The sequence below is a fragment of the Streptococcus sp. DTU_2020_1000888_1_SI_GRL_NUU_041A genome (assembly GCF_032387735.1).
Classification (GTDB): Bacteria; Bacillota; Bacilli; order Lactobacillales; family Streptococcaceae; genus Streptococcus; species Streptococcus sanguinis.
On record NZ_CP135591.1, the window covers coordinates 2,301,440 to 2,324,425 of the forward strand.

25 protein-coding genes are annotated in these 22,986 nt (G+C 43.0%); 4 read left to right on the forward strand and 21 right to left on the reverse strand.

Annotation, left to right across the window (positions count from 1 at the left end; translation table 11 throughout):
• Positions 1-270: 270 nt before the first annotated feature.
• On the forward strand, positions 271-1,416 hold the full coding sequence (locus RSK81_RS11355; protein WP_002919842.1) for a low temperature requirement protein A: 1,146 nt from the start codon (positions 271-273) through the stop codon (positions 1,414-1,416).
• Positions 1,417-2,286: 870 nt separating this feature from the next.
• Here RSK81_RS11355 and RSK81_RS11360 read toward each other — a convergent pair.
• The 13 genes from RSK81_RS11360 to RSK81_RS11420 all read right to left on the reverse strand — a co-directional run bounded on the left by RSK81_RS11360 (position 2,287) and on the right by RSK81_RS11420 (position 14,965).
• Positions 2,287-4,140 (reverse strand): Cna B-type domain-containing protein, encoded by a 1,854-nt coding sequence (locus tag RSK81_RS11360; protein WP_032913433.1) that lies wholly within the window; start codon positions 4,138-4,140, stop codon positions 2,287-2,289.
• 466 nt (positions 4,141-4,606) lie between these two features.
• Entirely contained in the window at positions 4,607-6,229 is a 1,623-nt protein-coding gene (gene groL, locus RSK81_RS11365; protein WP_002903605.1) for a chaperonin GroEL, read from the reverse strand.
• A gap of 23 nt (positions 6,230-6,252) precedes the next feature.
• Complete coding sequence (groES, locus tag RSK81_RS11370; RefSeq protein WP_002898579.1) at positions 6,253-6,534, reverse strand: co-chaperone GroES; 282 nt, start codon at positions 6,532-6,534, stop codon at positions 6,253-6,255.
• Positions 6,535-6,739: 205 nt separating this feature from the next.
• The gene (locus tag RSK81_RS11375) at positions 6,740-7,030 is read right to left on the reverse strand and encodes a hypothetical protein (protein ID WP_002901670.1); all 291 of its coding nucleotides are present in this window, start codon (positions 7,028-7,030) and stop codon (positions 6,740-6,742) included.
• A 94-nt stretch (positions 7,031-7,124) separates the two neighbouring features.
• Positions 7,125-7,979, reverse strand: coding sequence for a PTS system mannose/fructose/sorbose family transporter subunit IID (locus tag RSK81_RS11380; protein WP_002896727.1), 855 nt, complete (start codon positions 7,977-7,979; stop codon positions 7,125-7,127).
• On the reverse strand, positions 7,963-8,808 hold the full coding sequence (locus RSK81_RS11385; protein WP_002896728.1) for a PTS mannose/fructose/sorbose/N-acetylgalactosamine transporter subunit IIC: 846 nt from the start codon (positions 8,806-8,808) through the stop codon (positions 7,963-7,965). Before RSK81_RS11385 ends, RSK81_RS11380 begins: the two co-directional genes overlap by 17 nt.
• Positions 8,809-8,835: 27 nt before the next feature.
• Positions 8,836-9,330, reverse strand: a complete 495-nt coding sequence (locus RSK81_RS11390) for a PTS system mannose/fructose/N-acetylgalactosamine-transporter subunit IIB (protein WP_002896729.1) — start codon at positions 9,328-9,330, stop codon at positions 8,836-8,838.
• Between the two features lie 43 nt (positions 9,331-9,373).
• The gene (locus RSK81_RS11395) at positions 9,374-9,811 is read right to left on the reverse strand and encodes a PTS sugar transporter subunit IIA (RefSeq protein WP_002896730.1); all 438 of its coding nucleotides are present in this window, start codon (positions 9,809-9,811) and stop codon (positions 9,374-9,376) included.
• A 219-nt stretch (positions 9,812-10,030) separates the two neighbouring features.
• Positions 10,031-11,314 (reverse strand): ABC transporter substrate-binding protein, encoded by a 1,284-nt coding sequence (locus RSK81_RS11400; RefSeq protein WP_002911095.1) that lies wholly within the window; start codon positions 11,312-11,314, stop codon positions 10,031-10,033.
• Positions 11,311-11,994 (reverse strand): response regulator transcription factor, encoded by a 684-nt coding sequence (locus RSK81_RS11405; protein ID WP_002911094.1) that lies wholly within the window; start codon positions 11,992-11,994, stop codon positions 11,311-11,313. The genes RSK81_RS11400 and RSK81_RS11405 overlap by 4 nt, the downstream gene beginning before the upstream one ends.
• Complete coding sequence (locus RSK81_RS11410) at positions 11,987-13,303, reverse strand: sensor histidine kinase (RefSeq protein WP_002911092.1); 1,317 nt, start codon at positions 13,301-13,303, stop codon at positions 11,987-11,989. The genes RSK81_RS11405 and RSK81_RS11410 overlap by 8 nt, the downstream gene beginning before the upstream one ends.
• The gene (locus RSK81_RS11415; RefSeq protein ID WP_002903471.1) at positions 13,303-14,289 is read right to left on the reverse strand and encodes a substrate-binding domain-containing protein; all 987 of its coding nucleotides are present in this window, start codon (positions 14,287-14,289) and stop codon (positions 13,303-13,305) included. Before RSK81_RS11415 ends, RSK81_RS11410 begins: the two co-directional genes overlap by 1 nt.
• Positions 14,290-14,569: 280 nt before the next feature.
• Complete coding sequence (locus RSK81_RS11420; protein ID WP_002896737.1) at positions 14,570-14,965, reverse strand: single-stranded DNA-binding protein; 396 nt, start codon at positions 14,963-14,965, stop codon at positions 14,570-14,572.
• A 129-nt stretch (positions 14,966-15,094) separates the two neighbouring features.
• Between RSK81_RS11420 and RSK81_RS11425 the strand changes: the two genes are divergently transcribed.
• Positions 15,095-15,682, forward strand: coding sequence for a hypothetical protein (locus RSK81_RS11425; RefSeq protein ID WP_002911087.1), 588 nt, complete (start codon positions 15,095-15,097; stop codon positions 15,680-15,682).
• 498 nt (positions 15,683-16,180) lie between these two features.
• Here RSK81_RS11425 and ytpR read toward each other — a convergent pair whose 3' ends face one another.
• Genes ytpR through RSK81_RS11440 form a run of 3 tightly spaced genes read right to left on the reverse strand, consistent with a single transcriptional unit; the run spans position 16,181 to position 17,423 of the window.
• Positions 16,181-16,807, reverse strand: a complete 627-nt coding sequence (gene ytpR / locus RSK81_RS11430) for a YtpR family tRNA-binding protein (protein ID WP_002903477.1) — start codon at positions 16,805-16,807, stop codon at positions 16,181-16,183.
• Positions 16,804-17,139, reverse strand: a complete 336-nt coding sequence (locus RSK81_RS11435) for a thioredoxin family protein (protein WP_002903478.1) — start codon at positions 17,137-17,139, stop codon at positions 16,804-16,806. The genes ytpR and RSK81_RS11435 overlap by 4 nt, the downstream gene beginning before the upstream one ends.
• Entirely contained in the window at positions 17,136-17,423 is a 288-nt protein-coding gene (locus tag RSK81_RS11440; protein WP_002903480.1) for a DUF4651 domain-containing protein, read from the reverse strand. Before RSK81_RS11440 ends, RSK81_RS11435 begins: the two co-directional genes overlap by 4 nt.
• A gap of 170 nt (positions 17,424-17,593) precedes the next feature.
• Here RSK81_RS11440 and pepA point away from each other — a divergent pair, with 170 nt between their 5' ends.
• Positions 17,594-18,658, forward strand: coding sequence for a glutamyl aminopeptidase (pepA, locus tag RSK81_RS11445; protein WP_002903482.1), 1,065 nt, complete (start codon positions 17,594-17,596; stop codon positions 18,656-18,658).
• Between the two features lie 119 nt (positions 18,659-18,777).
• On the forward strand, positions 18,778-20,262 hold the full coding sequence (locus RSK81_RS11450) for a DUF1846 domain-containing protein (RefSeq protein WP_315686872.1): 1,485 nt from the start codon (positions 18,778-18,780) through the stop codon (positions 20,260-20,262).
• A gap of 54 nt (positions 20,263-20,316) precedes the next feature.
• On the opposite strand, the gene RSK81_RS11455 is transcribed toward RSK81_RS11450, so the two are convergent.
• From RSK81_RS11455 to RSK81_RS11475, 5 genes are all read right to left on the reverse strand, one after another.
• Positions 20,317-20,751, reverse strand: a complete 435-nt coding sequence (locus RSK81_RS11455) for a hypothetical protein (RefSeq protein ID WP_002923049.1) — start codon at positions 20,749-20,751, stop codon at positions 20,317-20,319.
• 9 nt (positions 20,752-20,760) lie between these two features.
• Complete coding sequence (locus tag RSK81_RS11460) at positions 20,761-20,925, reverse strand: hypothetical protein (RefSeq protein ID WP_080980268.1); 165 nt, start codon at positions 20,923-20,925, stop codon at positions 20,761-20,763.
• Positions 20,922-21,125, reverse strand: a complete 204-nt coding sequence (locus RSK81_RS11465; RefSeq protein ID WP_002896748.1) for a helix-turn-helix transcriptional regulator — start codon at positions 21,123-21,125, stop codon at positions 20,922-20,924. Before RSK81_RS11465 ends, RSK81_RS11460 begins: the two co-directional genes overlap by 4 nt.
• 149 nt (positions 21,126-21,274) lie before the next feature.
• Positions 21,275-22,312, reverse strand: a complete 1,038-nt coding sequence (locus RSK81_RS11470; RefSeq protein ID WP_315686874.1) for a HAMP domain-containing sensor histidine kinase — start codon at positions 22,310-22,312, stop codon at positions 21,275-21,277.
• Entirely contained in the window at positions 22,279-22,977 is a 699-nt protein-coding gene (locus tag RSK81_RS11475; RefSeq protein WP_002918346.1) for a response regulator transcription factor, read from the reverse strand. Before RSK81_RS11475 ends, RSK81_RS11470 begins: the two co-directional genes overlap by 34 nt.
• Positions 22,978-22,986 lie beyond the last annotated feature (9 nt).

The window sequence follows — 22,986 nt, forward strand, 5'->3', positions numbered from 1 at the left end:
CAAGAGATAAATCTCCACTAGAGCTCTTAATTGAAAATAAGGAGCTATTAGATTAAATAAAAAAAGCGAGGATATCCTCGCTTTTCTATTGTAAAATCTTATTCTTCATTATCAATCATCAAACACTCTGCCTGTGAGTTGGTACATGAGGTAAATGTGCTCCAAGGTTTTGACAATTCGCGTCACATGAAGTTATTTAAGCATCTCCTTTTCTCTCATTACCATTTTCTGTTATAATAAATTGTACTTCTAGAATAGAAAGGACTTAAGATGACAACTCTTATTAAACATAAACGTGTAGAATTTTCAGAACTTTTTTATGACCTAGTTTTTGTTTTTGCAATTTCAAAAGCAACTACTTTAATTGAGCATCTTCATAACGGTATTTTGACTTGGAATTCTTTCCTTGATTTTTTCATGGCTGTTTTGGTTCTCACTGATTCATGGATGATTCAAACCGTTTATACCAATCGCTATGGAAAGAACTCTTTATTTAACATGGTAATCATGTTTATCAAAATGGGACTTTTACTCTTTATAGCCAATATGATTGGACCTGATTGGCAACAATATTTTCATTATCTTTGTTGGGCTGTTGGTACATTAACCTTTACCTTATTTTTACAATATTTGGTTGAATTTTTTAGAAAATCAACCGATAATGTTGAACGGGAAAGTATCAAAGGTTTTCTATGGATAACAGGTCTAGGAAGTTTAGGAGTCTATCTAGCAGCTCTTCTTCCTATTTACGTTGGAGTCTCTGTCTTATTTGCTAGTATTCTGCTAACATTTATTATGCCAATTATCTTGCTTAGTAAAGATAAGCATTACCAGGTAAATCTCCCCCATTTAATCGAGCGCATCTCCCTTCTTGTCATTATTACGTTTGGAGAGATGATTATGGAGCTAGCTAACTTCTTTACAATCGAGAATTTCTCGATTTATTCGGTTCTTTATTTCATTATTATGCTTTCTCTGTTCTTGTTTTATTTTGGTCAATTCGACCATGCTATTGATGAAGAATCTAATCAAAAGGGACTATTTCTAATTTACAGTCACTATCCTATTTTCATTGGACTTATTATGATGACCGTTTCGATGAGTTTTCTTCTGAATCCTGAAGCTAATCTTCTCTTTGCAACCAGCTTCTCTTATATCGGATTTGGCCTCTTTCAAGCTGCTGTCCTAGTAAATGGGCCCTATAACAAACACTATCTTCGCTATTCGAAAAGTTACTACTGTGTCCAAGCGACACTCTATCTGGCTGCCTTGATTCTCTCTTTAATCTTTGCTTCTAATCCTATAATAGTAGTGAGTATAACAACCATTTTAGCTCTAGCTATAGCCATTCATTTTATTTATTTTTATGTGACACAGAATAAAAAATATTCCAAATCTAACTGGGGGTTCTTTTAATGAGTTTATAACATAAAAAAGCTTTGGGAACCAAGGCTTTATATGATATCAATCACCGACCACGAAAATGTTTAGCTTACAGAACTGCTAGTGAAGCTCTAGAGGATGAGTTCAAGTAAATGTTGCACTTATTCTTGCAATTTATCATTTACTTGATGCACGAACTCGATATTTTTTTCGTTAATTTGTTTTTGCCCCACTTTTGCCCCATTTTTAAATCCTGACATTGAAAATACCTAAAAGTATTTCCCTAAAATCAGCTATATTTCAACATTTTTGTTTATTTTCAATATGAAAAGTTCTTACAAATTCATGCAGGGGGCATAGAAATAGATAAGAAAAAGCCTTGAAATCAAGGCTTTTTTGCTTATTTAATTTCGCTTTTTTCAGCTCAATCATCTCCTTAAATTCAAAGTAGATTTTCCACACGAAAAATCCCCTTCCTTTAGGCACAAGAAAGGAGGGGGCATTGCATAACAAAAACTACGAGAGAAGACTGAAGTATAATAAGTTTGACGAAAACTTGATAAAGATGGTTACACACCGAGCATATTCCTAAGGATGTCTTATAATTTTTTTGGTTTAGGAATTAAGAAAGATTATATATATCAAGTTTTGATATGCCTCACGCTTGCATATCCAAGCGGCTTTCCCCGTAGTTCTGAGCAACTAATTTGTTCTAGGAAACATCTTAGTTGCTTTTTATTTTAAAACAACTATATTACGGAACATCACAGTCTGGATTAACAAAAGAATACAAGATAGTGACTGATTGTAAAAAAAGCATTTTCTTGCTTTCTAAAAAATGGCTATAGCTAATCCGGGTTTGGAGTAAAAAATCTCTGTCCCTCAAAGGAACAGAGATGAAATTTATTTCTTCTTAGCACGGAAGACAATGAAGCCTACCAAGCCTACTAGAGCTACTCCAGCAGCAATCATGATCCAGCTAGCATTCTCACCCGCTTTAGGGAGAACTTTCTTGGTTCCAACATTAGAGGCATTTCCTCCGCCAGTACCATTGTCTGATTCGATGATCACAACAGTGCTTCCTGTAGTGCTGCTTGAGCTAGAAGTCGTGCTACTGCTACTTGAGCTAGAGCTAGAACTACTACTGCTGCTCTTAGAGCTATTGTCCGAGCTAGGTTTCGGCGGTTGCGGAACTCCTGGAACTGGTGTATTGGTAATGTTCATACCATCAACAGTAGCTGTATAACCATAAACACGGTCTTCAGTAACTGAGTAGACAATATCTTTTCCATCTTCACCAGTCGCTGGCAAGTCAGTGAACTCATACTTCCACTCACCCTTATCATTCGGACCAACTTCTTTATGAGCAACTTCAGTGCCATTTGCATAGAGACGAACGGTAATCTTGTCTGGACGTTTGCCATCTTTATCGTTGTCATCATTCCAAGTCTTGGTACCTGAAGCGGTAATCAATGCCTTACGGTTGGTAAAGTCTTTGTAAATAATACCAGAACCATAATTTTTGAGCTGAGCGGCATTAACCTGAATCTCTTCATCTGACAGTTGGTAACCTTCTGGTGCCTTGGTTTCCTTAATCAGATAATGCTCCTTAATCAAGTTGCTGAAAGAAGCAATCCCGTTAGCATCACTAGTTGCTTTTTGAACAATTGTCACACCATCTTCATCGTACAATGTGAATTCAGCACCTGCCAAGGCTTTACCAGCTTCGTCTTTTTTAGTCACCTGCACACCGTAGACATCCCCATGTGCATAGCCGTTTGCACGTTGGTAGCGGACAGCAACTGATGATTTTTGCTCTTCAATATTATCTGCTCGCATGATTGCTTCGTTCGGGAAGAGTGTTCCATCAGTCGGAACTGTAGGGAAGTTAACACGGTAGCGAACATAGAATCCTTCGTTGGCACCGATATGCCCCATGTTAATGGTAAAGGAACGCTTGTCAGCAGCAAGATTAATCGTATAATTTGCTGTCACATCCTCGCGTTGCTGGCTTAGTCGGTAAGAGTTATCAGCCGGGTCAACAACCCATGAGCCTTTAAGAATTTGGAAGCTGTTGAGATCAATTTCTCCGGTATTAAAGCCCAGAGTATCTGAAATAACAACATTATCCAATTCTTGATTTTGTTGGTTGATATTCAGGCTGTAAGTAATGCTCTTGATATTATCCGCATTATTCCAGCCGTATTTTATGAAAGTATAAGGAGTTGCTTGGCCAGGAAGACCTTTGTAGTCAATTTTCCCATACTCAACAATCTTCTTGCCAACGATAAGTTTCAGAGGAATAGAGCCTTTATCTCTGGCTACTGTATGATCAACGCGAGCCAAGAGATGAACTTTCCCTTCAATATGAGAGCGAGTCAGGACATAGTCTGTATAAGTCAGTGTAAGCTGTTTAGAGCTTGCATCAACCACAGCTGTCGCTACGAGATTGCCGTCATCATCTTTGACTTCAAAATCAGCTCCCTCCAAGGCAAATTCAGCAGGAAGTCCAATGGTCGTAGTATCTCCTGGCTGAACCTTACCGTAATTGAAGGCAAAGTTTGCGTCAATCTGGAATTTTTCCCAAGGGGAGAGGCCGTCAGTCAATTCTTCACCCTTTTGATTGTAAACATTTACTGACGTGATAACATCGTCTACCGTGTTGGCTCTGGCAGATTGACTGCTAGAAAACAGGCTAAAGAGGAGCACAAAGGCTACTGAGAAAAAGCGCGCAATAGTCTGAGATATTCTTTTCATAAATAATCCCTCCGTTTTTTTCCTTTTTTCCTTTTTATCGAACATGTAAAAATATTAAAATTCCTTTACATTTCCAATATACTACATATATTAGACTAGCATACGATTGACTATAAGTCAACTATTTACCTTTACCAGTTCAGCTTTTGTCGACAATGTGTAAACCAATTTATTTCTCCAAAAACCTTGTCATATAAGAATTGAAAACCGTTTCCTCCGTCATCTTCTTGTATTTCTTTGAAACAAAAATGTAATATTTGGATGCATAATAAATGAACAAATATGAATTATATGACCATAAATATTCATATATATAAATTTGTTTTTAAAAATAAGCATAATTATTAATGCTTGCTAGATAACTAGTCACAATAAAAAAACTGAACAAATCTGCTCAGTTTTCTAATTGATAAATATAAGATAAAGATTATATCTAATTTGTAGAAATATATAATCCCGTTATTTTCTACATCATACCGCCCATCATGCCTGGATCCATAGCTGGAGCTGGGCTTGCTGGTTCTGGTTGATTAGCCACTACTGCTTCAGTTGTCAAGATAAGACTAGCAACAGAAGCGGCATTTTGCAAGGCTGAACGAGTCACCTTAACTGGGTCAATGATTCCAGCCTCAATCATGTTAACCCATTCGCCAGTCGCAGCATTAAATCCTGTACCAACTTCAGAGTTTTTCAGACGGTCAATGACGATTGAACCTTCAAAGCCTGCATTCAGAGCGATTTGACGAACGGGCTCTTCCAAGGCGCGGAGAACGATGTTACGACCAGTCGCTTCATCCCCTGCCAACTCAAGACCTGCAACAGCGTCCAATACGTTGATATAGGCAGTACCACCACCGGAGACGATTCCTTCTTCTACCGCTGCACGGGTTGCGTTAAGGGCATCTTCGATGCGGAGTTTCATTTCTTTGAGTTCTGTTTCAGTTGCAGCTCCGACCTTAATCACAGCTACACCACCGGACAATTTAGCCAGGCGCTCTTGCAGTTTTTCACGGTCAAACTCAGAAGTGCTGCTTTCAATTTGCGATTTAATGACTGCCACACGGTTAGCAATGGCTTCTGGATTACCAGAACCTTCCACAATCACAGTGCTGTCCTTATCAACAGTGACTTTAGAAGCTTGTCCAAGCGCTTCAATCGTAGCGTCCTTGAGCTCTAAACCAAGGTCATCTGTAATCACTGTACCGCCTGTCAAGACAGCGATATCTTCCAACATAGCCTTACGACGATCACCAAAGCCTGGTGCCTTAACAGCTACGACATTAAAGGTCCCGCGAATCTTGTTAAGAACCAGCGTTGGCAGAGCTTCTCCGTCCACATCATCTGCGACAATCAAGAGCGGACGATTAGTTTTCAAGATATTTTCCAATAAAGGAAGAATCTCTTGAATGTTAGAAATTTTCTTGTCAGTAATCAAGATGTAAGGATTGTCCAGTTCGGCTACCATTTTTTCATTGTCGGTTACCATATATTGAGACAAGTAGCCACGGTCAAACTGCATTCCCTCAACTACATCCAGTTCCGTTTCCATTCCTTTGGACTCTTCAATGGTAATAACGCCGTCATTGCCAACTTTTTCCATAGCTTCAGAGATGTATTCACCGACTTTCTCGCTGCGAGAAGATACGGCTGCGACCTGAGCAATAGCTTCCTTGTTGGAAACTGGTACTGAGTTAGATTTCAGGGCTTCAACAGCTGTCGCAACGGCTGCTTCAATCCCACGGCGGATACCGATTGGATTAGCACCAGCTGTAACATTTTTAATCCCTTCGCGGACGATAGCCTGTGTCAAAACAGTTGCCGTTGTTGTTCCATCACCAGCGATATCGTTGGTCTTTGAAGCAACTTCTGACACCAACTTAGCGCCCATATTTTCAAAATGGTCTTCCAGTTCGATTTCCTTGGCAATGGTCACACCGTCATTGGTGATAAGGGGTGAGCCAAAGGATTTTTCCAAAACGACATTGCGGCCTTTAGGACCCAAAGTTACCTTAACAGTATTCGCTAAGATGTCAACTCCACGAACCATGCTGCTTCTTGCATCTGCTGAAAATTTAATATCTTTTGCCATTTTATTATTCCTCTCTTCTAATCTTACTCGACAACTGCTAGAATATTGGCTTCACTGACTAAGAGATAAGCTTCATCTCCGTCCTTGACTTCCACGCCTGCGTGATTTTCTACGAGAACCTTGTCCCCTTCCTTAACGCTCAGGGCTACCAGCTCACCGTTCAAAGTACGAATACCTTGTCCGACTGCGACAACTTCTGCTGTCTTAGTCGCTGCTTGGCCATTGCCTGCAATGACAAATCCGCCAACTTTCTGCTCTTTTTCTTCTACTTTTAAGACCACACGGTCTCCTAATGGTTTTAACATAGTTTTCCTCCAAAGATTGAATTTTTAGCACTCTAAACTATCGAGTGCTAATCTATAGTTATTATTTTATCACTTGGTCAGAAATAGTCAAGAAAAAAACCGGCTAGATGAAAGAAAAATTTTATTTTTTCTTCGCTGCCTCCTAAAGTCAAAGAAAAAACAAGTCCGAGCTAAAATCCTCTCAGACTTGTCTTTAGGGGAATATCTATCTTGCAAGTTTTAGTTTTGCTTCAAAATCATCAATCACTTTTTGCAGATTTAGGCGTCCTCTATAGATACCATAGCCAAACAAAAGCATGGCTAAGATACCAAGTAGAGCTAGGACGATTCCTGCAATAAGTGCTAGGAGATTGGTCTCATGAAAGAGATAAATCAGAACAAGACCGATGCTGGCAATGGCAAAGAAGAGACTGAACCAGCGTCCTAGATTTTCAATCATATGCTTCTGGTAGTGAATTTCTGTTTCATAGCCTTGAATCAATTCTTGTTCTGTCATGATCTTCTCCGTTCTTTCTTTTACTCTGCTCAAACAAATTTGTATTAGACTAGCTGCAAATCGGACTTACTGCCAGCCTAAAATTGAGCGAGAATTAGTATTTAAGTTGAGGGTCAAAGATGCCAAGCGCTACACCAATCAAAGCAATGACAACCAAGAGGAGCATAACGAGGTTTGGTGATACTTTTTTCTTGGCCATCAGCCACCAACAAAGCGTGATAAAGCCAGCTGTTAAGAGACCTGGATAAACACCATCAATCTTTTCTTGCAACTTCAGGAAAGCTTCGCCATCAGCATTTTTCAGCTCTAATGAAGTCGTTACAGATACCCAAGTTGCAGCAACTGCCCCGATAACCATACCACCAATGACACTGATTGCCTTACGAAGCGCCTGTCCTTTAGGTCCTACAAGGAATTCTACCGCCTTGTCCCCTAATTCATAGCCTTTGAAGTAGGCAAAGCGCATACCGCCATAGATGAGAACATTCCAGACAAGGATGTAGAAGAGAGCGCCGATAGGATTTCCACCTTTAGAGAGTCCAAGGGCAATCCCCAGCAGAACTGGAATCAAAGTTCCAACAACCAAAGAGTCACCGATACCTGCGATAGGTCCCATGAGACCGGCACGCATACCATTGATAGTTTCGCCGTCAACAGCGTCACCATTGGCACGCGCTTCTTCCAAACCAGCTGTAATCCCCACTACCAAAGCTCCAAGCTGAGGTTCTGTGTTGAAGAAAGCTGTATAGGTCTGCATAGCTTCTTTCTGCTCAGCTTTGTCTTTGTAGAGTTCTTCCACGATTGGCAGCATAGAGGTCAAGTAGCCGAAAGTCTGCATGTGCTCTTGAGAGAAGCAAGTCAAATGACCATAGTACCAATGGTGGAATGATTTCGCTAAAGTCTTTTTAGTTATTTTCTTTCTTTCAGCCATCTTAGATATCCTCCTCATCGTCATCAAAATCAGCTCCACCAGCCGGCGCGGTTACTCGAGCTGATTTGATTACTTCCAATTCATAGTAAATTACTGCAAAAATCAATGAAACAACTGCACTGGCAACCAAATTAAGACCAAGTGACTTAGCCAAGGTGAAGCCCACAAAGAATGGGATAAAGTCAGCAGCCTTGGTAACGATTTGTTTCAAGAGAATGGCAATACCGACACATGGGAGAAGAGCTCCGACTGTAAAGAGGGATTTCATGATGAAGCCATCCATTGGCAGGTGGGTTTTCATCAGTTCAACCATATTCGGACCAAACTTCGTGATGATCATGGTTGGAAGGAAAGAGAAGACAAAGTGGGAAATCCAAGGATAGACCCAGTCAACAGCGTAAAGCTTTTTGAATTCGCCTTTTTCAACAGCTTTCCAACCAATATGTTGCCAAAGCAAGTTTGTAGTAGCTGTTCCATAGAAGAGAACTGTACCGATAGTACCAACTGCTGCTCCGATTGGTGCAGCTGCTGCAGCGATAGCAGATTCAGACGTGATTCCTTTAGAGTGAACAAACAAGATTGCGAGAGGAATCCCAATGTAAGAGATCGCCCGCACGTCAGCGGAAACTGTACCACCTGGTGTTACCAGAGCGATATAGAGGACCTGAAGGGCTACCCCAACCATAATCCCTGTTTTTAAATCTCCAAGAATCAAGCCACTAATCAAGCCTCCGACCAGAGGACGTCCCAGAGTGTAGTTACCAATACTAGAACCACCCATACCAGGCATAGAAGCTAAACTAGCAAAAAGACCCAGTAAAGCGGCTTGCAGCCAAGAAATTGTCATAATAGACTCTCCTTTTCATTATTGTAATTAAAAACCAAATTTAGACTTGAAATCGCTCCAGTAACCGATGGAAACATCTGGTAAGAGCTGGAATTTGACTTTGTAGCCAGCTTTTTCGATCGCCTCAATCGCTTCTGCCTCTTCCTGAGTGATGGACTGGTTGTTGCCCAGCTTAACAGCTCCCGGACGGTCATTAGCAGGACCGACGATGATTTCCTTAACATCCCCAGGTACAAAACCTTGGTCCACTAGGATTTCCTTCATGTCTACAGGATTTTTCGTAATGAGGAAATAACGGCTGTCTGACTCTGTGACCTTGCCTGATTTTTCCTTGAAGGCTTCCTTGGTCCAAACAAAAGTCTTCTTGTCAGAAGCTCCCTTGTAGGCCTGAATCAAAACCTTGTTTCCTGCGGCTGCATTATTAACTGCAATCAAGCCATCACAAGGGTATTCCTTAGCCCAGCGAGTGACTGTTTGACCGTGGATCATGCGGTCGTCAATCCGTACAAATGATACTGTCATCTTTAAAATCTCCTTTTATCTTTTATAATGTATAGCGGAAGCACTAAATGTCATCTTCATCTTCGTCAGCTGCATCGCTTACGACTTCAAATTCCTGCAAAGCAGCTGTAGCCTCGGAAAGGATGGCCTGAGCCAGCTCTTTTCCGTCCAAGATGTCTTTCATAACCAAGCCAGTCAGTCCCATGGTCAGGTTCAAACCTCCCAAGATAACTGCTGAGTCGAGCTTACCCATGTCAGCTAAGACGCTAGCTGCTGTCGTCAGAGGACTGCCTCCTACAATATCAGCCAGAACTAAGACACTGTCATCAGCGCTTAAACCAGCCAAGGCCTGAGTAAAATCAACTGCAAAATCATCAACTGACTTGCCTTCCTGAAGACCGACCGCAATCACCTGATCCGTCTTGTCTCCGGCAAACATCTTCAAGGAACTCTGCACGCCTGCAGCCAGTCCCCCATGGCTGACCAGTACAAGGTATTTCATCTTTCCTGCCTCCTTTATCCTTCTAGCTCGTAGCCCAGTCAGGCTTTAGATGACGAAGGATTTATTTATGATTTTATTGTACAGAATATGGAACCGGTTTCATATTGTCAAATGTCACTTTGCCCAGATGACATTTGTTAGGAAAAATATGACATTTGTCATATTGGTCTAGGCAGCTGTACTTTTTCTGATTTAATTGGCAATAAAAAAGAAAGCAGATTATTTTCCGCTTTCTATTTCTCTTTGAATGCTCGGCAAGGCACTATCAATCTCTTGATTCTGCATAGCATTTTGAATCAGATAGTCCATCCGATCCATCGTATGACGGTCCACTTCCAGACTGATGTCAATGATGGAGCGATTCATCATGTGGTCTAGCCTCTCAGAAGTCAAGGAATCCAAGCCAAAATCATCAGCCTGTAAGATTTCTCTAGCCTGTTGACTTTTCACCACAGATGGTAAGACTGAGGTCCCCTGCGATTTTTCAAACAAGGTCTGCTGGCTTTCTTTATCCTGTGATAGCAAGAGCATAAATTCCCAAGCCAGCTTCTCTTGCTTACTATTGGAAGACATGGCAAAGAGCGAGGTCTTAACCTGTGTTCCCATCACCTGGCTATTGGCAGTCGGCATCGGGATACAGGTCCAAGAAAAGCTAGAATACTTGGCAACATGGTAAGGGTAGGGCTTGTAGGTCCGATACTGGGCCAGACTCATAGGATAGAAAGCCACGCGCCCCTCATCAAAGTCATTAGAACTCACCTTATAATGCTGGCTGAGCATGTCTAGCTTGCTCATAAAGGCCAAGGCTTGGTGCATCTCTGAGCTGTCTACATTGATACCGGATTTATCGATAAGATGGCCGCCATAAGCTACCAGAGCTTGCTGCCAAGTGTAATCTGTTATACCGTACTGATCCACCACACCATCGCCATTGGTATCCTTGGTTACTTTCTTGCAAATCTCATAGAAATCCGCCAGGGTCCAACCTGACTCAGGAATGCTAATCCCTTCTTTTTCAAGCAGGTCTTTATTGACACACATCATGATAGGATTGCTCTCAACTGGAAGAGCATAGCTGACTCCCTGATATTGCCCAGCTTCATAAGCCACTGGATAAAAGGCTGTCCGTTCATCATCCGTTAAGAGGGTATCCAAGGATTTGAGCGCGCTAGTCGAAGCCAACATGCTAAAGTCGTTTTCCGGTACCATAAAGAGATCCGGCTGCTCGCCTTTCAAGACTTGCTCTGCCAACCAGTCAGCATAATCATCCTTGGGAATACCGCTTTCGTAGACGACCTTGACATGAGGATGCGTCTTTTCAAATTTTTTAATCAGACTGTCCAAGACCTTGTTTTCGCGGCTATTAGGCACATCCCAGCTAGATCCAGCATAGACCCCGATACGCAGGACTTTTTCCTGAGCTGAAGCCCAAAATACAAAAGCCAAAGCAACAGATATGATCAGGACAACCAGCAGGGCCAAATGTCTCAATCTCCACTTCATTTGTCGTTTTCCTTACTAAAATCTCTCTGGGTGACTCCGGTCTGCACAGCCCAGATAGCCAGCTGGGTTCGGTCGCGCAAGTTTAGCTTGGCTAGGATGCCTGACAGGTAATTTCGGACTGTCCCTTCTGACAGAAAGAGCTTGGCTGCAATTTCTTTATTAGAAATCCCAAAGCCAATCTGCTGGATAATCTTCCACTCCGTCCGGCTCATGTCCTCTATATTTTCCTCCGTCACCGTGATAGCAAAGTTGGACTGGGCCATCTGTGAAAAGATTTTGAAGACCTTGGTGGCAATATTGGGATTAATCATGGCTCCGCCTCGATAGACAGTCTGAATGGCTTCGTGAAGTTCTTCTGTCGAAACCCCTTTGAGAATATAACCAGACGCACCGTATTTGAGAGCGGAGAAGATAAATTCATCGTCATCAAAGGTTGTCAGAATGATAATCTTAACATCCGGATATTGCTCTTTGACAGCCTTAGTACAGAGAACACCGTCCATGACTGGCATGCGAATATCCATCAAAATCACATCTGGGCGCACCCGATGAAGCTTTTCCAGCACTTCCTTGCCGTCTCCAACTGTCCCGACAACCTCAATATCAGCGTGGGCTGACAGGATGATTTGCAGAGACTCGCGAATCAAGGCCTGATCGTCTGCTATTAAAACCTTAATCATGTCTTCCTCCTATTTTTGGGATTTCGATATGCGTGTAGAAACCGTCCCGATTTTCAAAGCGGACGCTTCCGCCAATAATCATTAGGCGCTCCTGCATCTGCTTGAGGCCATAGCCATAATGGAGTTCATCAAATCCAACACCATCATCCTGAATGGTCATTACATAAGCTTCTTCTTCCTCCAGCAACTCAATCCAGATAGTCTTGGCATGCCCATGGCGGACAGAGTTGGTAATAGACTCCTGAATCACCCGGAAGACAATGTCTTCCTTGGCGATATCCAGGTCAATATTATCCCATTCGTAGCGGAGATGAATCTCCAAATTAGAGATGGCTTCATACTCACGGATAATCTTAATCAGAGCTTCCTTCAAAGTGTTATTTTCCAGAGCTCCCGGCCGCATCTTATTGAGCGAGCCTCGGACATCACGGATACCATCTCGAACAACGACTGAGACATTATTGAGCTGCTCCTTAGCCCGATTGGTATCAATATCAACCAAGACCTTGACCGCATCAATACCCGCCGAAATTCCCGTTAGGGCATGGCCCAATGTATCGTGAATCTCTCTTGCAATCCGCTTCCGCTCTCGATCTTCTGCTATTTTTTCGGACAAGGCCAGATAAGAGTTCAACTCGCGATTGGCCTGAGAAGCCATGCGCAGCTCTTCCTCAATCCGATGACGCTCTGTAATAGCCGACAAGATATAGAAGAGCAAGGAAATCATAAAGACAACTATATTGAGGGAGTAGAGAAAGTTCTTGCCAAAAAGCAGTAACAACCGGACGGACTCTGGGTAAAAACGAATATAGGTATCTAGAGAAGGCAGCTTGATAAAGAGCGACATGAGGTCATAGTTGGACAAGAGCAGCATGCCAAAGCTCAAAATAATGAAAGAAAACCAGTACTTCTTGTCCTTGGAAGAATTGAACTCCTTAGAGCCATAGAAAATATCCGCAAACACCAAGAGAATCAAGCCATTGTAGGACGAGTGTAATACGGAAAAGATGACCAGCATGAGCAGGATTTCAATAATGGTCGCCTTGTCATAGACGGACAGCTGATTGGGGTGGCGCTCGCGATAGTACATGACCAAAAGCAGACAGGCATACAGACTAATTGATACCCAGAAAATCAAGCTGGGAGAGCCCGGAATGGCATCCAAACGCTCCAAAAGCGAGTGACTGAAGCCCTTAGCTGCTACATAGTTGGTCGCAAAGAGATAGATGGACGCATTATAGACAATGGCAACCAGATTGATGACCATCAAGGCTATTTTGCTGTAAAATATACTTTTTTGAGGTCTCATTATTGCCACCCTGTAACTGTGTATTGACTGATATTATCCCTATTAACCAGATGAACTGGAATCAGGTATTGGCTGTCGTAGGATTTCCCCTCTTGCATCAGCTCAATTACCTGCGCCACCTTGCGTCCCATCTGAATGGGCGATTGGGCCACGGTCCCCTCTATGTCGCTAGTCGTAGCCAGAAAGTTTTTGATATCTGGTGAACCATCCACGCCATAGATTGAGATTTTCTTATCAAGACCTTGATTTTTAATAGCAGCCAAGGCCCCGATGGCTGCTCGATCATTGAGCGCCATAACTACATTAAAGTCTAAACCTTCATCCAGAGCCCCTTTGACCTGCGGCATGGTTTCCTCAGTCTGGCCTAGTGTTTCTTTCTGGGAAATAATCTTGTAGCTAGGCTGTTTTTCAATCGTATCAATAAATCCCTGAATCCGGTCCATGGCAGAGACGGCATTGCGGTGCTCTAGAAGGAGAATATTGGCAGAAGGCAGACGCTTCATCATGTCCTGGGCAATCAGGACGCCTGCTTGGTAGTTATCAGACACAATAGTCGTATCCACTTTTACATCCTGACTGATAGGCGCATCTACTACGATGATTTTAATACCAGCTTTCTTGGCCTTTTGAAGAGAGGAAATGATACTTGGACTATTGCTTTTCACCGGATTGATGACAATGACATCAACCTTTTCTCGGACAAAAAAGTCAATCTGCTGGCTCTGCTTGCCCTCATCCAGCTCAGGATCCCGAACGTAGAGCCTGCTGCCCTGCTGGTTGGTTTTCTTCTCCAGCTCCGCATTTAAGGTCTTGTAAAAGTCATTGTTCATGGTCATGTAGGTCACCCCAATCTTGACCTGCTTCTCATCTGGCAGAACGCCCTTGAAATAAACAAAAAGCAAAACCAAGATAAGCAGAATGAAAAGCGGCCAGAGAGCCTTCTTCTGATAATGCTGTATCCGTTTTTTGACCTTAGTTGATACCATTTTTCACCCCCTATGCCGTAAGCGCCTTTATGAAACATATAGGATTATTATATTACAAAGCTACCAAAAAGCAAAATCTTTCCAGAAATGGCTATAATAAAAGAGGCGAGACAGAATCTAAAAAATCCATGATTTTTGATTCTTGGTCCCACCTCGACAATCATAATTAAACTTTTAAAAGCTTGATAGAAATAGACTTTCAGTCAAACAGATCTTGTATCCTGCAAAACTGAATGATGATTTTTTAGAGCAAGGTCATTTCCCAGTCTTTGCTTCTTGCTTAAAAGGGAAGTTCCTCTTCTTCCAACACCAAATCTGCTAAATCAGCTCCGCTATTATTTTCACGCAGAGCGCGCTGGGCCCGACTTTCCAGCAGCTGGAAGCTATGACAGAGCACCTCTGTCACATAATGTGTCGCCCCCTCCTTTTCATAGCGACGAGTCCGTAGCTCACCATCCAGAGAAATCAAGCTGCCCTTACTTGCATAGCTGGCTAAAGTCTCAGCTAGACGACCCCAGACAACGACATTTACAAAATCCGCTTCACGCTCACCACTCTGAGATTTATAACGACGATTAACCGCGACCGTTGCGCGGGCCACAGATTTTTCATTCGCAGTCTTGTGCAGTTCAGGCGTAGCCGTCAGCCGGCCGATTACAATTACTTTATTATACATTTTATATCCTCCTAACTTATCATTCGTAAAAGGAGGCAAAAAGTGAAAAAAATGTGGTATAGTATAGATAAAAAGGAAAGTTGCAGCTTTTTGTCCCCTTCCTATTAGATTTGTATAATGGAGGCTCCGATGGCCATTAAACATTCCCCTGTGAAAAATCTTATTTTTATCCTGATTTCTCTGTGGTTCGGAGGTTTTTCTGCCTGGGCTGCCGTAGACTACCTAACTAGCTCCAACCCCTACAAAGACACTAGTTTCTTTGTCCTTAGTCTGCTGGTTGCTGCTTTCTTCTTACTGCTCCTTATCTTTGCTATTCGCAGGCTAACCATTCATGCGACTATCCTCTCCTTTGACCACGAAAATGTAACCTACTATTATAGCGGACTCTTATCAGCTGCCACCTACTGCATTCCTATGCAGCAGATTAGTCATGCTCGCTACAGCCGAGACAGTGAAGAATCCGAGATTAGTCTTTGGATGGAGGACGGTTTCCATGACTTTGCAGCCTTTAACCATCCCCACCACAAAATTTATGCCTATCCTGACAGCCAGCTCATCGGTATTGTTTTCAAGAGAAAGCGCCTCAAAGCATTGGAAGACCACAGCCTAAACAGCCTTATCTACCAATACAAATACAGCACTCCGAGCCAGATTCCCACAGCCACTCCTCAATCATCAACCGACTCGCAAAGTAATAGCGACTGCGTCTTCTTTTGAGACAGTGTTGTGATTGTTAAGACAAATCACTTTAGATTACGGAGGATATCTAATGAACTATATAGCTTTTGTTTACTCCATTCTCTTATTATTTTCAACCTATTTTGCTTATAAAAAGAAGATTGGCAGCTCCAAAATCTCATTAATCGTAAGTTTATTTTTATTTTTCCTAACCCTTCTGAATTTATTTTTCTTCAATTTTTTACTGAAAACTTTAATATCCATACTTTTAATTTTGATCTCAGTAAGTTTTTTCTATGACAGAAAAATGAGTAAGAAGCAAATTCATTATACTCATCATTGTGTTAGATTGATTTTTCATCTGTTAATCATTTATTTTCTCTAGCATTAGCATGAGATAGATTTATAACGCTAAATTTATTACTATAAAAAAAGAGCGAAACGACTACACAAATCGTTTCGCCCTATTTTATATTTCGGATGTTATTAGGATACCCCGCCCATTTCTGAGCTTTTTATGATGTTGAATCCTCTCCCTTATCCCTGCCAATGTTTGGCTGGATCAAAGGCGGTTCCAACTAGTTCACTATCGGCTAATTCAATGATGCCGCGTTTTTGAGGCGCATTAGGTAACTGAAGTTCCCGTGGGCTGCACATCATCCCAAAACTCTTTTCGCCTCGAAGTTCTCCCGGGAAAATCAAATTCCCTTTCGGCATCATAGCACCCGGCAGAGCCACAATCGTTTTGAGGCCGACTTTGGCATTAGGAGCACCGGCCACGATTTGAACGGTCTTATCAGCAGCTACCTGCACTTGGCAAATATTCAGGTGATCACTATCTGGATGAGCTACCATATCAACGATTTCTCCAACCACAAACTTCGGCTGGCTGTCATTGACCAAGTCCGCTGGGAATCCTTCCTTGCTTAGCTCCTGATTGAGAATGACCACTTGCTCATCTGTCAAAAAGACCTGTCCGCGCTCTGCAATTTCAAAAAGGTCTGACTGCTCAAAAATATTCCAAGCAACAGTCTGGCCATTGTCTTCGCGGTAAACACGCGCTACCCGTCCCTTGCGCTCAGCTGCCAGTTTAGCTCCTTGATTGTCCGCAGCAATAATCATCAACACGTCGCCGACATATTCTTTATTATAGGTAAAAATCATTTTACGCTCCCTTTTTCTCTTATACTAGCTAAAAATTCATTGATTTGGCTCTTGGTCTTGCGGTCACGATTGACCAGACGGCCAATCTCCTGTCCCTTTTCCAACACTACTAAGCTGGGAATCCCGTAAATGTCCCACTCTTTGGCCAGATCCAAATAGGCATCACGGTCCACTTGGATAAAGCGATAGTCAGGATTTTCCCCTTCTATCTCTGGCAAAAAAGGTTGGATAAATCGGCAATCTCCGCACCATTCAGCCGTGAAAAAGAAGACAGTCTTCTCCCCATCATTGACATAAGAAGCCAATCCCTCTAAATTTGTAGGGATAATCATGCTTCTTCCTCGTAGCTTAGCTGACCATTTTCATAGACAAAGGCAAAATGACGGTCATCCTCTAGGACCAGACCACCAACCAAGCGGTCATCTGTGGACTCGTATAGCTTGACATAAAGGCAGGAAATAGTACCCTGACTGGAAAAGAAATCTCGCACAAGCTCGACGATTTCCTCACGATTACGCAGTCGTTTCTGCTCCTGTACGACTTTGGCTGCCCCAAAAGCCAGCGCTCCAGCCCCCAAAAGGGCGGTTGTGGTTAAAATGATTTTTTTAGCTTTCATGTAGAATATTTTAACACAAAAGAGCAGAGGCGACAAACAATATTCCAGATTTTCCTGGGAGAAGCTGGATTCCTAAGCGGGCAGTCCTCTTGATTCAGGCAAGCTATAAGATTTTCCTACTCATTTACCGCAAAAAGTGATAAAATAGGGAGCAGAAAGAAGGTAAGTTTATGACAACATTATTTTCAAAAATCAAGGAAGTAACAGAGCTTTCTGCTATTTCAGGTCACGAGGCACCTGTTCGCAGCTACCTGCGGGAAAAAATCACTCCGCATGTCGATGAGATCGTCACTGACGGTCTAGGCGGTATCTTTGGGGTACGCCATGCAGAAGCTGAAAATGCTCCCCGTGTATTGGTAGCGGCTCACATGGACGAGGTCGGCTTTATGGTCAGCGAGATCAAGCCCGACGGGACTTTCCGTGTAGTGGAAATCGGTGGCTGGAACCCGCTGGTCGTTAGCAGCCAACGCTTCAAACTCTTTACCCGTGAAGGTCGGGAAATTCCTGTCATCTCAGGCTCTGTCCCTCCTCATCTGACGCGCGGATCTGGCGGACCAGTTATGCCACAAATTGCAGATATTGTCTTTGACGGAGGCTTTGCGGATAAGGCGGAAGCCGAAAGCTACGGCATCCGTCCAGGAGACACGATCGTGCCAGACAGCTCTGCTATTCTCACAGCTAACGGGAAAAATATCATCTCCAAAGCCTGGGACAATCGCTACGGCGTCCTAATGGTCAGCGAATTAGCTCAAGCCTTGTCTGGTCAACCACTAGACAGCCAACTCTATGTCGGTGCCAATGTTCAAGAAGAGGTTGGCCTGCGTGGTGCCCATGCTTCTACGACAAAATTTGCCCCTGAGGTCTTCCTGGCTGTGGACTGCTCCCCAGCGGGTGACATCTACGGCGGTCAAGGAGCCATCGGCGACGGAACGCTAATTCGCTTCTTTGACCCTGGTCATCTCATGCTGCCAGCTATGAAGGACTTCCTCTTGACAACTGCTGAGGAAGCAGGTATCAAGTATCAATACTACTGCGGCAAGGGCGGAACGGATGCTGGTGCTGCTCATCTCCAAAGCGGCGGCGTACCATCTACTACCATAGGTGTCTGCGCCCGCTACATCCATTCCCACCAAACTCTCTATGCCATGGACGATTTCCTACAAGCCCAAGCTTTCCTGCAAGCTCTGGTCAAAAAGCTGGATCGCTCAACGGTGGACACGATTACCAACTATTAATTTCAAAAGGCAGCCCGTTCTTCATTCGGGCTGCTATCTCTTTTGTCTAATACTTTCCCTTTCAACTTTCCAATTTGAAGAAAATTTTGTTATAATGCTTAGCAGAGGTGAAAATATACATGAAAAAAATTGCTTTTGATTCTGAGAAATACTTAAACCTGCAGCGCGACCATATCTTAGAGCGCATTAATCAATTTGAGGGCAAACTTTACATGGAATTCGGCGGTAAAATGCTGGAAGACTTCCATGCTGCCCGTGTCCTGCCAGGCTATGAGCCAGACAATAAAATCAGACTGCTCAAAGAGCTCAAAGACCAAGTAGAAATTGTCATTGCTATCAATGCCAACAACATTGAGCACTCTAAGGCGCGTGGTGATTTGGGCATTTCCTATGATCAGGAAGTGCTGCGACTAATTGATACTTTTAACGAGCTGGATATTTATGTAGGCTCAGTGGTCATCACCCAGTATTCCGGTCAGCCGGCAGCTGATCTCTTCCGCAGCCAGCTGGAAAAGAATGGCATTGCCTCCTATATCCACTACCCAATCAAGGGCTATCCGACCGACATGGACCATATCATCTCACCTGAAGGTATGGGGAAAAACGACTACATCAAAACCAGCCGTAATTTAGTCGTTGTGACCGCACCTGGTCCTGGTTCTGGTAAATTGGCTACTTGCTTGTCCAACATGTATCATGACCAAATCAATGGCATCAAATCAGGCTACGCCAAGTTTGAAACCTTCCCCGTTTGGAATCTGCCCCTACACCATCCGGTCAATTTAGCTTATGAGGCGGCGACAGCAGACCTGGACGATGTCAACATGATTGATCCTTTCCATCTGCAGACCTACGGAAAAACCACTGTTAACTACAACCGCGATATTGAAATTTTCCCAGTCCTCAAACGTATGCTAGAGCGCATCCTTGGAAAATCACCTTATGCTTCTCCAACGGATATGGGCGTCAACATGGTCGGCTTTGCCATTGTAGATAATGATGCGGCTATCGAGGCATCTCAACAGGAAATCATCCGTCGCTACTACCAAACTATTCTGGACTTCAAGGCGGAGCGCGTTTCTGAATCTGCTGTCAAGAAAATCGAACTTTTGATGAACGACTTGGGCATCACACCGCTGGACCGTAAAGTAACAGTTGTTGCGCGCGATAAAGCTGAAACCACTGGCGAGCCAGCTCTGGCCTTGGAATTGCCAAACGGTGAAATCGTAACCGGTAAGACCTCTGAACTCTTTGGCCCTACGGCAGCTGTATTGATTAATGCCATTAAGAAATTAGCCAATATCGCCAAAGGGACCAAGCTGATCGAGCCTGAGTATGTCAAGCCAATCCAAGGCCTGAAAATCAATCATCTGGGCAGCCGCAATCCTCGCCTCCACTCAAACGAAATCTTGATGGCTCTGGCAATCACAGCCATGGAAAATCAAGATGCAGCAAATGCCATGCAACAACTCGGCAATCTCAAGGGCAGCGAGGCCCACTCCACCGTCACTCTGACTGATGAAGACAAAAACGTCCTGCGCAAACTAGGCATCCATATTACCATGGACCCCGTTTACCAGTATGATAGACTCTATAGAAAATAAAAACAAGCTCTGTTAAAAGCTTGTTTAGAAAGCTGGCGTCGCCAGCTTTTTTTGTTAATAACGCTTGGACAGGAGAAAGCGCAAAAGATAGTAAAGTCCCAAAACCAAGATAATGGTCAAGGTCAGAAACTGATTGAGACTTAAGATGATTGGAAAAACCATAGACAAAACGCTCAAGCACGCTGCCAGAAGCAAAAGAATATTAAAAAGCAGAGTGCGAGTCTTTTCGTCAATCATGCGATTGCGCTCATCAGTCACCTGAATGTAGAGCTTCTCAAAATTTTCCTCCCGTCTTAGGGCAAGATTATACCGAATGGTCAGCAAAGAAAGCCCCAGCAGTATGCCGACCATGACTCCTTCCTGCTGATCATCCAGAGAATGAAAGTGGCTCCAGGCCAGTCCTACCAAGATGATAAAGGTTAAGATACGCCCTACGATAACCTTCCTTTGAAGTTTTTTCCGAAATTCTTGTTTAGTTAATGTTTCCATGTCAGCCTCCTATTTTTCATACGCTTGAAAAATTTTCAACATCACCACAATCAAGATAACTCCCACAAAAGGCAGGATTTCCTTAGGTATAAAATTGGCTTGCAAATGGAGATAAGATAAGCCAACCACCACCAAAATAGCCAATATCCATTTACACAAATAAGTCCATTTCATGATTCATCCTCCTCAAAGAGAAACACTTCTTCAATCCTTAAATTGAAAAAGGATGCAATTTTATGAGCCAAAAGCAGCGAGGCATTGTAGCGGCCTTTTTCCAAAGAAATAATCGTTTGTCTCGTGACCTCTAGCTTCTCAGCCAGCTCCTCCTGGCTGAGCTTTTTTCTTTTTCGTAATTCTTGAATTCGATTTTCCAAGGCTGCCTCCTTTTCACAATGTAAAATAAGCTTTACTTTTCAAATATAGTATAGCTCCCTTTACATATTTTGTCAAGAAGAAAGCGGCAAAAAAAGGACTGAAAATTTAAACATTGCAGTCCTTTCATCATCTTTATTGATTTCCTTTGTTATTTGCTTTTTAAAGCCACAGCCAACTCGACACATGCTCCTCCTTGGTCTGGATTGAGCAGAGTCAGACGACCACCGTGCAAGAGAGCTACCTGCTTAGAAAAGGCTAAACCGATACCATGATGAGGATTAGCTGAATTGCGGCTTTGGTCACTCTGGTAAAAGAGCTGTTCCGCTCCTAGCAGCATCTCCTCTGAAAATGCAGGACCATTGTTCCAGATAGCAAAAACTAACTGGTCCTGCTGCACTGATACCATCAGCTTCACTTCCTTTTGGTCCTGATTAGCATATTCAAGCGCATTCAGTAAAATATTGAGCAAAGCTCGCTTGAGATAGTCCAAATGAATTGACAAAATCAGACTAAGATCACAATCTTCTTGGAGATAGAAACGATAGCTTTCCTGTTTGCTGAACAGTGCCCAATCGTCCTGGAGATAAGCCAAAAAGTCCCCTAAGGAAAGCTGACTGAACTGATTAGAATCAATCTGAAAAGTCTTAGCGTAATCAATCAAAGAGCCACAATACTCTTCCATCTTGTGACTAGCCTGCAAAATCTCAGCAGCATAGTCTGCCTGTGGATAGCCCAACTGCGCCAATTCCAAGAGCTCAGCATTCCCCTTGATCACAGTTAGGGGCGTCTTCAAATCGTGCGATGTCGCTGATAGCTGTAAAATCAACTCCTGATTATGCTGCTGCTCTTTTTCTAGAAGACGAGCATTTTCTTGATGGCTGCTCCGTAAATCGCTATAAACTTCGAGCATTTCCTCGATCCGAAAAAGCTGGCTTTGATTTTCTTCTAAAAGCTTCTCACTCTTTAGCATCTTTATTTCCCTGTCGATTTTTCGGAGCAATTTCAAAATATGATAAAAAGTAATCAGCAGCAAGCTCCCTGCCCAAAAGAACAAGGTGAAAAGAACGTGATCACTGCCTTGCGTAAATTCATAACCTATAAGCACAAAAATCAAAACATGAAAAAAGACGATTTTTAAACTGGTTGTCCAGACTAGACTTTTGAAATTTCGGGTCCTAATTGCCATCTATAGCCTACTCCTCTCACTGTTGCGATTGCTTGCAGCCCTTCTTGTTTGCATTTTTGGCGAATTTGATATACGTATTCTGAGATGGAGCGAAGCTGTGTTTCTGAGCTTTCTGGATAAAGCAAGATATGCAGGCGTTCAGCTGAAAAGGTCTGCTTGGGATTGCTAGCAAGTAAATGCAGTAACTTAAACTCTCGCTCTGAAAATTTCAAGACTTTACCAGAACAGGCAACTTCATAGCGCTCTGGATAAAATTGACAAGAAGCAATTTCAGAATAGCGCTCCTCACGTCTTTCCTCCCGCCGAAGATGAGCTCTGACACGCGCCAGCAATTCTTTGGTCCCAAAAGGTTTGACAATATAGTCATCTGCTCCTCGAAAGAGCCCTTCCACTTTGTCCGCCTCCAACTCCTTGGCCGTCAGAAAGATGATTGGACACGAAAGATGAGGACGAATGTAGGAACACAGCTCAAAACCATTAACAGGCTCCATCATCACATCCAGCAGAATCAAGTCATATCCGACAAAATGCGTCAATTCTAGCTCTTCTATCCGATTAAGCGTCGTCACATCATAAGCATCGAGCTCCAGGACATTTTTCACCAGCTTCAAAATGCTCTGGTCGTCATCAACCACCAAAATACGATACTGTCTCATGAATTCCATTATAGCATA

Bases quoted from the DNA above. Each gene is read 5' to 3' on its own strand.
- RSK81_RS11385 (WP_002896728.1), bottom strand. From the start codon at position 8,808: ATGACAATTTCTTGGCTGCAAGCCGCTTTACTGGGTCTTTTTGCTAGT.
- RSK81_RS11405 (WP_002911094.1), bottom strand. From the start codon at position 11,994: ATGATTAAGGTTTTAATAGCAGACGATCAGGCCTTGATTCGCGAGTCT.
- RSK81_RS11425 (WP_002911087.1), top strand. From the start codon at position 15,095: ATGGCCATTAAACATTCCCCTGTGAAAAATCTTATTTTTATCCTGATT.
- pepA (WP_002903482.1), top strand. From the start codon at position 17,594: ATGACAACATTATTTTCAAAAATCAAGGAAGTAACAGAGCTTTCTGCT.
- groES (WP_002898579.1), bottom strand. From the start codon at position 6,534: ATGTTAAAACCATTAGGAGACCGTGTGGTCTTAAAAGTAGAAGAAAAA.
- RSK81_RS11410 (WP_002911092.1), bottom strand. From the start codon at position 13,303: ATGAGACCTCAAAAAAGTATATTTTACAGCAAAATAGCCTTGATGGTC.
- RSK81_RS11455 (WP_002923049.1), bottom strand. From the start codon at position 20,751: ATGGAAACATTAACTAAACAAGAATTTCGGAAAAAACTTCAAAGGAAG.
- RSK81_RS11475 (WP_002918346.1), bottom strand. From the start codon at position 22,977: ATGGAATTCATGAGACAGTATCGTATTTTGGTGGTTGATGACGACCAG.
- RSK81_RS11440 (WP_002903480.1), bottom strand. From the start codon at position 17,423: ATGAAAGCTAAAAAAATCATTTTAACCACAACCGCCCTTTTGGGGGCT.
- RSK81_RS11390 (WP_002896729.1), bottom strand. From the start codon at position 9,330: ATGACAGTATCATTTGTACGGATTGACGACCGCATGATCCACGGTCAA.
- RSK81_RS11415 (WP_002903471.1), bottom strand. From the start codon at position 14,289: ATGGTATCAACTAAGGTCAAAAAACGGATACAGCATTATCAGAAGAAG.
- RSK81_RS11460 (WP_080980268.1), bottom strand. From the start codon at position 20,925: ATGAAATGGACTTATTTGTGTAAATGGATATTGGCTATTTTGGTGGTG.
- ytpR (WP_002903477.1), bottom strand. From the start codon at position 16,807: ATGATTTTTACCTATAATAAAGAATATGTCGGCGACGTGTTGATGATT.
- RSK81_RS11435 (WP_002903478.1), bottom strand. From the start codon at position 17,139: ATGATTATCCCTACAAATTTAGAGGGATTGGCTTCTTATGTCAATGAT.
- RSK81_RS11450 (WP_315686872.1), top strand. From the start codon at position 18,778: ATGAAAAAAATTGCTTTTGATTCTGAGAAATACTTAAACCTGCAGCGC.
- RSK81_RS11355 (WP_002919842.1), top strand. From the start codon at position 271: ATGACAACTCTTATTAAACATAAACGTGTAGAATTTTCAGAACTTTTT.
- RSK81_RS11380 (WP_002896727.1), bottom strand. From the start codon at position 7,979: ATGAGGAGGATATCTAAGATGGCTGAAAGAAAGAAAATAACTAAAAAG.
- RSK81_RS11400 (WP_002911095.1), bottom strand. From the start codon at position 11,314: ATGAAGTGGAGATTGAGACATTTGGCCCTGCTGGTTGTCCTGATCATA.
- RSK81_RS11360 (WP_032913433.1), bottom strand. From the start codon at position 4,140: ATGAAAAGAATATCTCAGACTATTGCGCGCTTTTTCTCAGTAGCCTTT.
- RSK81_RS11470 (WP_315686874.1), bottom strand. From the start codon at position 22,312: ATGGCAATTAGGACCCGAAATTTCAAAAGTCTAGTCTGGACAACCAGT.
- RSK81_RS11375 (WP_002901670.1), bottom strand. From the start codon at position 7,030: ATGACAGAACAAGAATTGATTCAAGGCTATGAAACAGAAATTCACTAC.
- RSK81_RS11395 (WP_002896730.1), bottom strand. From the start codon at position 9,811: ATGAAATACCTTGTACTGGTCAGCCATGGGGGACTGGCTGCAGGCGTG.
- RSK81_RS11420 (WP_002896737.1), bottom strand. From the start codon at position 14,965: ATGTATAATAAAGTAATTGTAATCGGCCGGCTGACGGCTACGCCTGAA.
- groL (WP_002903605.1), bottom strand. From the start codon at position 6,229: ATGGCAAAAGATATTAAATTTTCAGCAGATGCAAGAAGCAGCATGGTT.